Annotated in this window: 11 protein-coding genes; 6 read left to right on the top strand and 5 right to left on the bottom strand. The window is 70.6% G+C overall.

Features of this window, described 5'->3' with window-relative positions:
• Positions 1-7: 7 nt before the first annotated feature.
• Together ORI60_RS13280 and ORI60_RS13275 are read left to right on the top strand one after the other, a co-directional pair.
• Complete coding sequence (locus ORI60_RS13280) at positions 8-3,784, top strand: DNA topoisomerase (ATP-hydrolyzing) (protein WP_266037499.1); 3,777 nt, start codon at positions 8-10, stop codon at positions 3,782-3,784.
• A gap of 120 nt (positions 3,785-3,904) precedes the next feature.
• Positions 3,905-4,306 (top strand): MmcQ/YjbR family DNA-binding protein, encoded by a 402-nt coding sequence (locus ORI60_RS13275; protein ID WP_266037498.1) that lies wholly within the window; start codon positions 3,905-3,907, stop codon positions 4,304-4,306.
• Between the two features lie 218 nt (positions 4,307-4,524).
• Here the strand turns inward: ORI60_RS13275 and ORI60_RS13270 are convergent, their stop codons facing one another.
• Together ORI60_RS13270 and ORI60_RS13265 are read right to left on the bottom strand one after the other, a co-directional pair.
• Entirely contained in the window at positions 4,525-5,274 is a 750-nt protein-coding gene (locus tag ORI60_RS13270) for an SDR family NAD(P)-dependent oxidoreductase (RefSeq protein ID WP_266037497.1), read from the bottom strand.
• A 121-nt stretch (positions 5,275-5,395) separates the two neighbouring features.
• A complete protein-coding gene (locus tag ORI60_RS13265; RefSeq protein ID WP_266037496.1) occupies positions 5,396-5,947 on the bottom strand; it encodes a DivIVA domain-containing protein in 552 nt (183 codons plus the stop codon).
• 95 nt (positions 5,948-6,042) lie between these two features.
• Between ORI60_RS13265 and ORI60_RS13260 the strand changes: the two genes are divergently transcribed.
• The 4 genes from ORI60_RS13260 (at position 6,043) to ORI60_RS13245 (ending at position 10,464) form a co-directional block, all read left to right on the top strand.
• Entirely contained in the window at positions 6,043-6,411 is a 369-nt protein-coding gene (locus ORI60_RS13260; RefSeq protein ID WP_266037495.1) for a YchJ family protein, read from the top strand.
• On the top strand, positions 6,408-7,085 hold the full coding sequence (locus tag ORI60_RS13255) for a hypothetical protein (RefSeq protein WP_266037494.1): 678 nt from the start codon (positions 6,408-6,410) through the stop codon (positions 7,083-7,085). The genes ORI60_RS13260 and ORI60_RS13255 overlap by 4 nt, the downstream gene beginning before the upstream one ends.
• Positions 7,086-7,204: 119 nt before the next feature.
• The gene (locus tag ORI60_RS13250; protein ID WP_266037492.1) at positions 7,205-9,619 is read left to right on the top strand and encodes a hypothetical protein; all 2,415 of its coding nucleotides are present in this window, start codon (positions 7,205-7,207) and stop codon (positions 9,617-9,619) included.
• Positions 9,620-9,675: 56 nt separating this feature from the next.
• Positions 9,676-10,464: a carboxylesterase family protein gene (locus ORI60_RS13245; RefSeq protein ID WP_266037490.1), complete on the top strand. Its 789-nt coding sequence runs from the start codon at positions 9,676-9,678 to the stop codon at positions 10,462-10,464.
• Here the strand turns inward: ORI60_RS13245 and ORI60_RS13240 are convergent, their stop codons facing one another.
• The 3 genes from ORI60_RS13240 to ORI60_RS13230 form a co-directional block, all read right to left on the bottom strand.
• Complete coding sequence (locus ORI60_RS13240) at positions 10,465-11,661, bottom strand: hypothetical protein (protein WP_266037489.1); 1,197 nt, start codon at positions 11,659-11,661, stop codon at positions 10,465-10,467. It lies immediately after the preceding gene.
• A complete protein-coding gene (locus ORI60_RS13235) occupies positions 11,658-12,083 on the bottom strand; it encodes a cupin domain-containing protein (protein ID WP_266037488.1) in 426 nt (141 codons plus the stop codon). Before ORI60_RS13235 ends, ORI60_RS13240 begins: the two co-directional genes overlap by 4 nt.
• Before the next feature lie 74 nt (positions 12,084-12,157).
• Positions 12,158-13,162 carry a GDSL-type esterase/lipase family protein gene (locus tag ORI60_RS13230; RefSeq protein WP_266037487.1) on the bottom strand — a complete coding sequence of 335 codons (1,005 nt, stop codon included), beginning with the start codon at positions 13,160-13,162 and terminating at the stop codon, positions 12,158-12,160.
• Between the last annotated feature and the right edge of the window lie 28 nt (positions 13,163-13,190).

Here is a 13,190-nt window from a genome sequence, read left to right as displayed (position 1 = left end):
CGAAGTCATGGCACGCCGCAAGGGACCCACGACCAAGGTCGACCCAGCCGCGTTCGACCGGGCCGGCGCCAAGGTGCTCGACAACTCGCTGAAGACGGAGATCGAGGACTCGTACCTGGAGTACGCGTACTCGGTCATCCACTCGCGGGCACTGCCGGACGCGCGGGACGGCCTCAAGCCGGTGCACCGCCGCATCCTCTACTCGATGCACGAGCAGGGGTACCGGCCGAACCACGCGTACGTGAAGTCGTCACGCGTCGTAGGCGACTGCTTCGTTCGTGGTGCACTCGTGTCGACGCCGGACGGACTGCGACCGATCGAGGACATCGAGATCGGTGATCTCGTGCTCGACGGCCACGGCACCCCGGTGCCCGTGAACGAGGTGTACGAGAACCCGGTCTCCGACCTCGTGCGCATCACGTGGTCGAACGGCCGCACGATGCTCGTCACGCCAGGGCAGCGCTTCCGGACCGTCGAGTCCGACCTGTCCATCGGCTGGACCGCGGCGACGGATCTGGCAGGCCGCCAGACGATCGCATATGGCGCGGACCGGCAGGCCGGGCTCGCGTCGGACTCCGGCGACGTCACCGCCTACGTGCAGGGCCTCATCGTCGCCGAGGGGTTCGCTGTCGACCGCAAGCGCGGCGCCGATGGCCGGGTGCGCATCCACATGGTCGACTCCGAGCCCCTGGACGTCGCACACGGCTGGGCGATCCTCAACGGGGTCGACGTCTCGCGCGGCAAGCGCGTCGCGAAGAGCCCGAAGCACAAGGACCAGCACATCCTCACGTTCGCGCGCCAAGACGCGTTGCTGGAGGTGGCGACGCCTCTCAGTGATCAGAAGGCCGTGCCACCGAGCGTGCTGGCCGACCGATCCACGTGGGCGCCGTTCATCGCCGGCTTCTTCGACGGTGACGGTTACGTGCGCAAGCAGAACCGAGAGATCGTCCTGGTCAGCACGAGCCGGCAGCTCATCGATCAGTTGCACGGCATGCTCGCGGACGCCGGCATCCACGGCCATCACTGGTCGCGGGTCAGCGCGACCGGGCACAAGACGTTGCTGGGGTTGTCGATCTCGGGTCGTGACGCTGCGGCTCTCGCAATGGCGCTGCTGCCCTGGACGAAGATCGGCTACAAGCAGGACGGCCTGCGGCAGGTGCTGTCCATCGGCTATCGCTACGGCGGCAAGCAGGGGAACGACAGGCTGCCGTGCGCGCCGGTGATGGCGGAGTTCACCGCCGCGCATCAGGGTGGCGGCTGGTTCCGCGACACCGAGGGCGTGGCGTTCCGCGCATCGTTGGGCGAGGACGTCCGCTACGGCAAGAACAGGCACGGGAAGACGCTCGCCGGGCGTTCCTTCCCCCTGTGGCGAGCCGGCGACAACGGCTGGATCGACAAGCTGCGGCGGATCGGCTCACCGCTCGCCGCGCGTCTGGAAGCGTTGTCGGGCTTCAGCTTCCTCGAGGTGACGTCTGTCGAGCCTGTCGCACCGGACACGACGTACGACATCCAGGTCGCGACCGAAGAGCACGCGTTCGTCGTCGACGGCCAGATCGTGCACAACTGCATGGGCAAGTACCACCCGCACGGCGACACGGCGATCTACGACGCGTTGGTCCGCCTCGCCCAGGACTTCAGCCTCAACGAGCCGCTCATCGACGGCCACGGCAACTTCGGCAGCCCGGACGACGGCCCGGCCGCATCCCGGTACACCGAGTGCCGCATGTCCCCGGTCGCGATGCAGCTGGTCGGCGAGCTGAACGAGGACACGGTCGACTTCCGGCCGAACTACGACGGCTCGCTGCAGGAGCCGGCCGTGCTGCCGGCGGCGTTCCCGAACCTGCTGGTCAACGGCACTTCCGGCATCGCGGTCGGCATGGCCACGAACATGATCCCGCACAACCTGCGCGAAATCGTGGGCGCGGCGCGGTGGCTCATCAACCACCCCGGTGCCGACCTCGACAAGCTCATGGAGTTCGTGCCGGGGCCCGACCTGCCGACCGGTGGCATCCTGCTCGGCCTCGACGAGGTCCGGAAGGCCTACGAGACGGGCCGCGGTGTCGTGCGGATGCGCGCCAAGGTCGAGATCGGGCCGCTGGAGGGCAGCCGGGGCCGTCAGGCCATCACGGTCACCGAGCTGCCGTACGGCGTGGGTTCGGAGCGGATCGTCGAGAAGATCACCGACGAGGTCAACAAGTCCAAGCGCCTCACGGGCATCGCGGACGTCAAGGACCTCACCGACCGCGAGAACGGCATCCGCCTGGTCATCGAGTGCAAGGTCGGCGTGAACCCGCAGGCCCTGCTAGCCGACCTCTACCGGCTGACGCCGATGGAGCAGTCGTTCGGCATCAACAACCTGGTGCTGGTGGGTGGCCAGCCGCAGACGCTGGGCCTCAAGGAGCTGCTGGAGGTCTTCCTCCAGCACCGCTACGAGGTCGTCACGCGGCGCACGAAGTTCCGCCGCCGCAAGCGCGAGGAACGCCTGCACCTCGTCGAGGGCCTGCTGCTGGCGCTGCTCGACATCGACAAGGTCATCAAGCTGATCCGGGGCAGCGAGAACGCGGCTGCCGCCAAGGACGGCCTGATGAAGCAGTTCAAGCTGTCGGAGATCCAGGCCTCCTACATCCTCGACACGCCGCTGCGCCGCCTCACCCGCTACGACAAGCTCGAGCTCGAGAACGAGCAGGACAAGCTCCGCCAGGAGATCGCCGAGCTGACCGCGATCCTCGACGACGAGGGCGTGCTCAAGAAGCTCGTCTCGACCGAACTCGCCGCGGTGGCGAAGGAGCTGGGCGGGGAGCGCCGCACCAGCCTCATCGACGGCGACCTCAAGGAGGTGCTGGCGGCGTCCAAGCCCGCCGGTCCGCTGGAGGTCGCGGACGATCCGTGCCAGGTCATCCTGAGCGCCACCGGACTCGTCGCGCGCACCGCCGCCGAGTCCGAGGAGGCCTCCGAGGGCAAGCGCCGGGCGGGCCGGGTGAAGCACGACGCGGTGTCGGCCGTGGTGCACTCCACGGCGCGGGGCCAGGTCGTCCTGATCACGAACCTGGGCCGTGCCTTCAAGACGGACGTGCTGCCACTGCCCGTGCTGCCGGAGCAGAGCGGCACGGTCTCGATGCGCGGCGGCATGGCGGCGTCCGAGCTGGTGCCGCTCGACAAGGGCGAGAAGGTCGTCGGCATCGCGCCGCTCGACCCGAAGGACTCGCCGGGCATCGCGCTGGGCACGAAGCTGGGCACGGTGAAGATCTGCGTGCCGGAGTGGCCGGTCCGCTCGGACGAGTTCGAGGTCATCTCGCTCAAGGACGGCGACGAGATCGTCGGCTGCACCTGGCTCACCGACGGCAGTGAAACGCTCGCGTTCGTCAGCTCCGACTCGTCGCTCCTGCGCTACGACGCGAAGCTCGTGCGGCCCCAGGGCCTCAAGGGTGGCGGCATGGCGGGCATCAACCTGAGCGGCGACGCGCACGTGGTGTTCTTCGGCGCGATCCGCACGGACGACGACGAGCACGGCGAGCCGATGGTCGTCACGTCGTCCGGTCAGAGCGTGAAGGTGACCCCGTTCAGCGAGTACCCGGCCAAGGGTCGCGCGACGGGCGGTGTGCGCTCGCAGCGCTTCCTCAAGGGCGAGACGCAACTGGTGCTCGCGTGGATCGGCTCGCGCCCGGCGGGTGCGGACGACAAGGGCACGCCGGTGGAGCTGCCGGCCATCGACCCGCGCCGTGACGGCTCCGGTCACGCGCACCCCGGCCCGGCCGTGATCGGGCACCTGATCGAACGGGACTAGTGAGGTTCGGCGTCGGTGAGAGAGGCTTCGGCCGCTCTCACCGACGAAGCACTTCGGAGAGCACAGCTCCGACGGACAGGGCTGCGACGCGAGATGTGTGGCTGTCCTCTGGGGGGTGACATGACCGATCGGGCGGACGTGCCGGGCGAGGTGCTCGACGAGCTCCGCGGAATCTGCGCGAGGCTTCCGGAGAGTCGCGAGGAAGCGGCGTGGGTGGGGACGCGGTGGCGCATCCGCAAGCGCACCTTCCTCCACGTCTTCACAGCGCACCCAGGCCAGGAGGGCGCGTACAGCCGCGCGGCGGAGCTCACCGAGCCGACAGTGATCATGACCTTTCGCGCACAACCCGAGGAGTTCGGCGCCTTGGTCGGAGCCGGCGAGCCGTTCTTCCGCGCGGCGTGGGGACAGGACGTCGTCGGGATGAAGGTGCGGCCCGGCGCGGACTGGGCGGAGGTGGGCGAGTTGCTGGCCGAGAGCTACCGCAAGCTCGCCCCGGCGAAGCTGGCCAGGCTCGTCGACTGAGCCACGTGCACCACCGCCTCACTCCAGTCGGTGCCGCGCGGCACCGCCGAGCTGCTCCGTGCCACGCGGAGCCGTTTCGTGCCGCCGCCGAGCCGCTCCGCGGCACCGCCGAGCTGCTCCGCGGCACCGCCAAGCCGCTCCGCGGCACCTCGCGGTCGGCTCACCCGTCCCGCAAGTCTCGACCACGACCCTCATAGGACGGGCTCACCGGACACGCCCTAGAGCCCGAAACCCCCGGACACCTCGACGTTCTGCGCGGTGATCCACCGGCCGTCCTCGCCCGCGAGTGCCGCGATCGCCACAGCCACGTCGCCGGGCTCGCCCACGCGGCCCAGCGCGGTGTTGGCGGCCAGCGCGGGGATCACCTCCGGGAACTTCTCGAAGGCGTCGTCGCCCAGCCGGGTCCGGGTGGCGCCGGGGGAGACGGAGTTGACGCGGATGCGCCGCGGGCTGAGCTCCTTGGCCAGGTAGCGCGTCAGCACGACCAGGGCGCCCTTCATCGTGGCGTAGCCGGAGTAGCCGGGTTCGGCCTGTTCGGTGGAGCTGCTGGTCGTGTTGATCACCGCGCCGCCGTCCGCGAGAAGCGGCAGCAGGGTCTGGGTGAGGAAGAACGGGCCCTTGAGCAGGACGCGGTAGAACCTGTCGAACAGGTCCTCGGTGGTGTCGGGGAACAGGGCGGTCTGGGCGAAGCCCGCGTTGTTGACGAGCACGTCGAACTGGTCGCGGCCCCAGCCGCGCAGCACGTCGGCGACCTGGTCGCGGAACGCCGCGAACGTGTCGCTGCGGCCGACGTCCAGGTGCAGCGCGGCCGCCTTGCCGCCGTTCTGCTCGATGGCCTTGACCGCCTGTGCGGCACCCTGCTCGTTCGAGCTGTAGGTGAGGATCACGGCGGCACCTCGCCCGGCCAGTTCCACCGCTGTGCTCCAGCCGATGCCCGAGCTGCCGCCGGTCACGATCGCGACTGACATTTTCCTACCGCCTGTCCTGGTCTGCTTGGTTCTGGATGTACCAAGCAGACCAGGTGGGACAGGGGTGCGAGGAGATCAAAGCTGCCGGGTTCTTGCCCGATCCTCTCAGGGATGTCGGATGCTACTCGATGTGCAGGCTCTGGATCTTCGCCTCCGCGACGATGCGGTCCGCCTCGTCACGGGCGACGTTGCGCAGTTCGGCCAGGGCGCGCATCGCCTCGGCCCGGCGGGCCGACATCGCGAGCCGGAAGTCCTCGCGGATCCCCTCGCGCTTCGCGGCCGCCTCCTCGTCGAGCCGGCGGGCTCGCTGTTCGGCCTCGCCCACGATCATCAACGCTTTGAGCTGGGCGTCCCTGATGACCTCACGGCGTTCTTCCTCGGCCAGGGCGACCATCCGGGCGAGCCGTTCCGGCAGGCCCTTCAGGTCGATCGGGGTCAGGCAGATGCGGTGCAGGCCGTCCTGCAGGGCGGCGTTCTCCTCCTGGACCGCGACCAGTCTGGAGGCCAGGGCCTCCGCGCGGGCCTCCGACGCGTCGCGGTCGGCCGTGACCAGGCGAAGCTCGGCTTCCAGTTCGGCGACGTAGTCGTCCACCTCGTCGCGGTCGTAACCGCGCCATCGGAGCCCGAACCACGTGCGCAGCGGTACGAGCTCGGTCCTGCTGTCGACACTCACTGCCGTCTCCTCTGCCTCCCGCGAGTCAGTCCTGACAAGGGGTACGTACGGGGCGCGACATCGGTTCTAACGGGTTCACCAGGCACAATGTGGACGTGAACAACAAACTGTGCCCCTGCGGCACCGGTCAGTCCTATGTGGACTGCTGTGGTGCGCTGCACTCCGGAGCGCGCAAGGCGGCCACCGCCGAGCAGCTGATGCGGTCCCGCTACAGCGCTTTCGCCGTGTCCGATGAGGACTACCTGCTGCGCACCTGGGCCTCGAAGCACCGCCCCTCGAGCGCCGGGATCGACTCGACGGACCGCTGGCTGAAGCTCGAGATCCTGGCGACCGAGAACGGCGGTCTGCTCCAGGCCGAGGGTGTGGTGGAGTTCCGGGCGCACTACGTCGGCGGCGTCGTGCACGAGCGGAGCAAGTTCATCAGGGAGAACGGCCAGTGGGTGTACGCGGAGGGCCTGGAATGAGCACGGTGACGGTCGCGAGCAGGTTCAACGGGCCTCCCGGCATGGGCAACGGCGGGTACTCGGCCGGTCTGCTCGCCGCGCACGTCGACGCCCCGGCGGTGAGCGTCCGGTTGCGCAAGCCGGTGCCGCTGGACCGGGAGATGCAGGTCAGGGACGGGCAGTTGCTCGACGGCGACGTCGTGATCGCCTCGGCCGAGCCTGCCTCGCTCGACCTGGAGGTGCCCTCCTCGCCGACGCTCGACGAGGCGCTGAAGGCCGCCGCGAAGGTGCCCTGGCGCGACAAGCACCCGTTCCCGACGTGTTTCGGCTGCGGTCCCGGCCGCGAGGACGGCATCGCCGCGCTGCTCGGCCCGCTCGACGGCCGAAGCGAGTGGGCCGGTGTGTGGACGCCGACGGGCGTCCTGCCGAACGACGGGACCGCCGTGCTCCCGGAGATCGTCTGGGCCGCGCTCGACTGCCCGTCCGCGCAGCCCGTGGCACCGGACGGGGGCCCGGCGTTCGTGCTCGGCACCTTCGTCGCCCAGGTGGAGCAGCCGGTCGAACTGGGCGTGGACCACGTGCTCCTGGCGTGGGAGCTTGGGAAGGACGGGCGCAAGGCCTACTCCGCGTCCGCCATCATCGGGCCTCACGGAGTGTGTGGACGAGCACGGGCCGTGTGGGTATCGATCGGATGAGATCAAATAACCCGACTGGGTGACGGAAGCCTGGCGCGTCTTGATAGCGTGCACGACCGTTGCCCGATTAAGCCGAAAGGGCGAGTGACCGGGATGGCACGGAGGTGATCAGGCGCTTGATGGGCCGACGTGCCGCCGCCCATGGCGACCAGCAACCACAGACCCAGCAGAGTTCTGGCCAGAGCAGTTTCGGAGTTCAGACCATCACGAGCACCGACCAGGACCTGGATCTGTACCCCGTCGAGCAGCCCCCGGCAGCAGCGCCGCAGCCGGAGCCCGTACCCCAGAGGACGCCTTTCGCGGCGAACTCCGTGGGGTCGACGCTCGTCGTCTCCGCTCCCGAGGGCCCGAGCCAGGGCGCCGCGGGTCTCGCCCGCGCGCTTCCGGCCGACAACGGCCGGACCGTCGTCGTGGTCGACTTCCCGAGCGGGGACCAAAGCACTTTCTGGCCGCACGTCGTGACGGCGCTGCACGGCCGCGGGCCCATCCGGCTCGCGGTCTCGCACGCCGGGACGATGCGGCCGACCGCTCCCGCGCAGTGGCTCGCCGAGCAGCTGCAGGCCGAGGTCGTGGCGCCGGACGGCGTGCTGACCACGGTGCCCGGTGCCGCGTTCGTCGTCGGCACACAGGGCTACGGCAGCTGGGTGAAGTTCCAGCCGAACGCGTCCCCGATGCCGTTCGGCCGCCGCTTCCCGGTGCCGCAGTGGGAGGCGATGGACCCGAACTCGCCGTGGCCGACGGGCGAGATCGGCATCTCCGAGCCGATCCCGAGCGGACTCTGGCTGCGCGCGCAGCAGCCGCCGTTCGACCCGGCCGCCCAGGACTCGCGGCCGATCGTGGCGCTGCCGTGCCGCGACAACGTGCTGACGGTCGTCGTCGGCGGGCCCGGCCAGTCGTCGATCCCGATCGACGAGGTGTGCCGCCTGCTCACGGCGCTGCCGCAGGCGGCCCGGTCGCGCGTGCGGCTGGTCCCGTACGGCATCGACGCCGCCATCGGCAGCCTCGTCGCCGACCAGATCGGCGAGCCGATCGCGATGTTCACCGGCCTGCCGGTGGGCAACCTGCGCGGCGGTGGACCGGCGGTGATCGCGGTCGACCCGCGCGGGCAGCAGACGTGGCGCCCGTTCGTCACCGAGGTGCTGTGCGTGCCGGACGAGGCCGTGCCCGTGGTCTCCGGCTACCGGACGCCCGTGCAGGGCCTGACCGAGGTCTCGCCCGGGGTGTTCTCCCTCGGTGACGGCGTCGTGCTCGAAGTCGTGCCCTCAGGCCTGTGGGTGCGCGAGCAGGACGAGCCGTACAACGCCGCTGAGGTGCGCACCCTGCCCCTGGACCCGGAGTGGGCTCGTCTGACCGTGGGCACGCCGGGGCGCACGACGCCCGGCGCGGTCGCGGTGCACGGCGCTGCTCTCGTGGAACGCCTGGAGCCCGAGGTGCGCAAGCTCCTGCGCCTGGTGTTCTGCGACTCCAAGGTGATCGCGCCGTCACCACCTCCGCCCGTCCAGCCTCCCGCCAGCAGTGCCGTCGCGGCTCTGAGCACGGCGGCGCACGCGCTGTCGACGCGGGACACGGCGGACAACGGCACAGGCTTCTTCACCGCCGTCACGCCGGCCGAGCCCGAACCGGACCGGCCCGCGTACGCGAGCATGGGCGCCGGTCCGGCGATCACGACCGTGACGTCGCACGCGCTGGCGGACGACCCGGACGAGGCCGCGTTCCCGTCCGACGACCCGGACTCCACCCCGGTGAGGTTCCGCGTCGACGGCCCGCTCCCGCTGCAGCCGCTGGCCCTGTGGGAGGCCCCGCCGGAGAACAACGGCGAGCGCGAGACGGTGGCCCCGGACCACAGCAGCAGCGACGCCGAACGCGACACGGTCCGCCGTGCTCTCGGCGAGCGCTACGGCGTGCACGCGGCGACGGTCTGCCGCCTGCTCGCGCAACGTCCGGACGCGGAGGAGGACCCGGCCGCGTTCGAGGCCATGGTCACCGACCTCACGGCGTTGCTGGCGTGCGTGTCGCAGGACGAGGAGATGGTCGTCGAGACGCTCCGCATGGGACGCCTGGGCCGCCTGCGCCCGTACGTCGCGTGCATCGTCTCGGGCCTGAACCGCCTGCCCGTGCACAGCGGCGTGGCGGTGGTGTGGGGTGTCAGCGGCCAGACCGGGCCGAGGCGCTACCGCAGCGGCGACGTCCTGGTCGAGCACGGCCTGCTGGACGCCATCGCGAACCCGTCCCAGCGCGTCGACGGCGTCACCGAGTACCTGATCTGGTCGGTCACCGGCCGCCGGGTCGAGGTGGCCGACCGGGTGGCCGTGGCCACCGAGGAACGCGTGGTCTTCGCACCCGGCACGCCCTTCCGGGTCCTCGCGGTGGCCGAGGCCGAGGGTGACCACCCGCAGCAGGTGCTGCTGCAGGAGGTCGCCGGACCGGCCGCGGACCAGGAGATCGCGGGACTGCGGCCGAGCGTGCTCTCCCAGCTGGAACGGGCGGCGGCGAACCTGCGCGTGCTGCCGGTCTCGCACCAGGTGACGGCCTGAACCTGGGCATCCGCTACGCGGAACCGCCGGTCGGCCCGCTGCGCCTCCACCCTCCGGTGGACTGCGACGGCGAGCCGACCGGCGCGTTCGGCGACAGGCACACGCTGAACGTCTGGTCCACAGCGGACTCCGGCGCGCCGGTGGTCCTCTGGGTCCACGGCGGCGCCAACACCGTCGGCTCCTCGGCACAGCACGAGTACGCGGGCGACGTGCACGCGTCGAACGGAGTCGTGTTCGTCAGCTGCGACTACCGCCTGGCGGCCGACGGATACGGTGCCCTGGAAGGGGTCCAGCACAACCGCGGGCTGCTCGACGTCGTCTCGGCGCTGAGGTGGGTCCAGCGCAACATCACCCGCTACGGCGGCGATCCGGCGAACGTCACGGTCGCCGGCCAGTCGTCCGGCGCGCAGACCGTCGCGTCGCTGATGGTCATGCCTTCCGCCGCCGGCCTGTTCCACCGGGCGATCGTGCACAGCCTCGCCGGCAGGTTCTTCACACCGCGCGAAGCCGCCGAGGTCCAGCGGCGAGCAGACCCGGAAGTCGTGCTGTACCAACCGATCGTCGACGGCGACACGCTCCCGCGCAGCCCGTTGACCGGCCCGTACGACGTGGACCTGATGGTGTGCCACACCGCGGACGAGGATGCCGAGCTGTTCCAGCGCCCGACCACGCGGCTGGCCGACGAGCACGGGCGCGCGTTCCGGTCGATCTACGAGCGCACGCCGGCGCACCACGGCGCGGACGTGCCGGACATGTTCCGTGGCGACATCGCGGAGGCCTGGGCGAGGTTCGCCCGCACGGGTGATCCCGGCTGGCCGCGTCACGAGCTGAAGCGCTGGGTCTGATCAGTCGCCGGAACCGAGGTTGTCGAGCGTGAGCTGCAGCCGCGCGTGCCGGCGTCCCGAAGCGCGCCGGCCGAACGCGTAGAGGAAGGCCCACTGCGGGCCGGTGTAGGGAGCAGCGGCGTAGCCCAGTCGCCGGGCCAGGCCCTTGCCGATCGAGTACGTGCCGGCAGCCAGCCCGACCGCGCCGCAGATGGTCAGCTCGGAGGCGACGGCCTCGATGATCCCCGCGGAGGTTCCGACCGATCCGGCGATCGAGTCCTGGGTCCCGAAGATCTCCGGCCAGCTGGTCTCGAGCCTGCCGCTCTCGAACTCCCGCTGCAGGCGGGCGATCACCTCGCCGCGGACGCTGGCGGCACTCGTGCGCCCGATCGACTCGCAGCTGTTCCTCATCCACCTGGCCAGCAGCTGATGCCCGTCGCTCCGCACGAACTTCGCGACACCGCTGCCGCGCCCGTCCTCCAGGTGGGCGAGCACCTGGAGAACTTCGGAGGTGAGCTCGGCGAGGTCGGAACGGGACAGCTCGGCGGCGGGCACCGCGGCCGGGAACTCGACGTCGGACGCGTCGCGCACCGAGCACAGCAACTCGTTGAACCGGCTTTCGCGTCGCTCCAGCAGGAAGGGCGTTCTGGTCCCCGACCCGGCGATGGCGGCGTCGTGGTTGTAGGCGTCGCGCGTGATGTGTTCGGCGAGGCCGATCGGATCTTCGGAGTACCGCTTCGCCTTCTCGACCACGCCGCTCGGGAAGTGCAGCGCCGCGTCCGGCGCCAGGAGCGTCTCGTGCAGGAGAGCGGCCAGTGCGGGGTTCTCCGCCACGTGCGCGCGTCCCCACGCGTCTCCCCGCTCCTCCTCGGCGATCACGACGCGCCGCGCGCTTCGCGGCAGGCTCGCGTCCTGCACTGCGATTGCCTTGATCGCGTCATCGATCAGCGGCGTCCACGCCGCGCCTTCCCACGAGTATGCATCCCGGCGGGCGCGGTCGGTCAGCCACCACTCCCTGCCGATGATCCGCACCGTGCCGCGCTCGACCAGCGCGACGAACTCCCGTTCGGTCACCCGGCAGCCCGGTGAACCGAGCAGCCTGCTGGACGGGGCCCAGAGCACGAGCGGCGAGCTCGTCGCGATCATCCGGTGCAGGTTCGCGTACCCCGCCTCGCCGTACTCGCTGATGTGGCAGAACGTCCGGAAGACATCGGTCATGGCTGCACGACCACTCTCCGCGCCGCGTCCCGGGCGACGGGATCGGGGTTGTGCCGGTCGTAGGCGGCGTCGCTCGCGACGTAGATCCACATGCTCTCGTCGCCGTCGTTCTTCACGGCGTGCGACCAGCCGCGAGGAGGCACGACGGCGACCGCGCCGCGCCCGTCGAAGGACCGGCTGTGCACCTCCGTCCCTTCACCGGTGTCCCAGTGCACCGACCACCTGCCCGCGAAGACGACGGCGATCAGCTCACCCCGGTGCGCGTGGTAGTGGTTGCCGCGCACCGCACCCGGCCGTATCTCGGCGATGTGCACGTCGCGGATCGCGTCGATCAGCCCGAGGTGCTCCCGCAGGAGCGAGAAGCTGAACCCGCGGTCGTCGGTCGAGTCGTCCAGCTCGACGATCTGCATCTGGTCGGCCATGTGCGCGGTCTCCTCGGGATGAGTCGCCGGCGAGCGGGGCGAAGCGCGCCGGGTCCACGGCTACAACGCTCGAACTAGCCCTCGGTGTTGAGGCCGAGCGTGCCGTCCAGCCGGGGCACGCACGCCCCTTCGCGCTTGTCCGAGGCCAGGAACTCCGTGAGGCACCGGCCGATCTGCTCGTGACCGCGCGCGTTGGGGTGGAAGGACTCCTGCAAAGCGTGGGACGAGCGCCGCTGGTCCTTCAGGCCGTCCCAGTCGACCGACAGCCGCGTGAACCACTCGGTCTCCGGCTTGGTCCCGCCCACGCACGCCTCGTGGCCCTCGCCGGCCCGCGCCAGGTCGAGGAACCGCGCGTTGACCTTGTCCGCGGCGGCGCGCAGCCCGTTCGACAGCTCCGGCACGGCCTCCTCGACGACCCACTCCAGGTCGGCGGTGCGCAGCGGGCAGCCGGACAGGTTCTGCAGCGACTGCGGCATCTTCGGGGACACTGGGGCCGCGTACGACTGCACGACCAGCTGGTAGGAGGAGTCGAGGTAGCCCGAGTCGCGCATGGTCTGGCGGATGGCCTGCAGCGTGTTCTCGACCTTCGGGACCATCCGCCGCACGCGCTTGGTCCACTCCGGCGCGACGGACGACGTGCAGTCGCTGCGCTTGCCCCACGCCTCGAAGCACTTGTTGAGGATCTCGGAGAAGCGCGGGTCGTCGTTGGCGCCGACGGCCACGACGATCGCGACGACCTGGTTCGACCCGGCGAGCTGGCGCAGCCGGGGCAGCTGCTCGTTGCGCAGCTTCTCCGAGTTGGCGCCCGAGCACGCCAGGTTGATCTTCTGGTCGGCCTCGAACGAGGTCTTCATGATCTCCGCCGCGCGGGAGCGGTGGCACCAGTTGCCGCCGTCCTCGCCGTCGGTGCCCGGCTCGTAGGAGCCGGCGCCCTCGCCGGACATCGTGCTGTCGCCCAGCGACACGACCGCGGTCCTGGTCTCGCGGTCCGCGTCGGAGGGCGGCGGGAACACGTGGTCGCTCACGACCAGCACGATCGTGAGCAGGCCGATCGCCGCGAGGAAGAGCACTTTGCGCATCGCGGACGAGTTTACGCGGGTGGCCGAA

The sequence above is a fragment of the Lentzea sp. NEAU-D7 genome, assembly GCF_026242055.1.
Taxonomy (GTDB): domain Bacteria; phylum Actinomycetota; class Actinomycetes; order Mycobacteriales; family Pseudonocardiaceae; genus Lentzea.
Note: the sequence above shows the minus strand (reverse complement) of the source record. Positions and strands in the feature narration are given on the sequence as shown.

Excerpts from the sequence above, each read along its gene's own strand:
- ORI60_RS13255 (WP_266037494.1), top strand. The coding sequence starts at position 6,408 with ATGAGCACGGTGACGGTCGCGAGCAGGTTCAACGGGCCTCCCGGCATG.
- ORI60_RS13270 (WP_266037497.1), bottom strand. The coding sequence starts at position 5,274 with ATGTCAGTCGCGATCGTGACCGGCGGCAGCTCGGGCATCGGCTGGAGC.
- ORI60_RS13280 (WP_266037499.1), top strand. The coding sequence starts at position 8 with ATGGCACGCCGCAAGGGACCCACGACCAAGGTCGACCCAGCCGCGTTC.
- ORI60_RS13235 (WP_266037488.1), bottom strand. The coding sequence starts at position 12,083 with ATGGCCGACCAGATGCAGATCGTCGAGCTGGACGACTCGACCGACGAC.
- ORI60_RS13230 (WP_266037487.1), bottom strand. The coding sequence starts at position 13,162 with ATGCGCAAAGTGCTCTTCCTCGCGGCGATCGGCCTGCTCACGATCGTG.
- ORI60_RS13275 (WP_266037498.1), top strand. The coding sequence starts at position 3,905 with ATGACCGATCGGGCGGACGTGCCGGGCGAGGTGCTCGACGAGCTCCGC.
- ORI60_RS13240 (WP_266037489.1), bottom strand. The coding sequence starts at position 11,661 with ATGACCGATGTCTTCCGGACGTTCTGCCACATCAGCGAGTACGGCGAG.
- ORI60_RS13250 (WP_266037492.1), top strand. The coding sequence starts at position 7,205 with ATGGGCCGACGTGCCGCCGCCCATGGCGACCAGCAACCACAGACCCAG.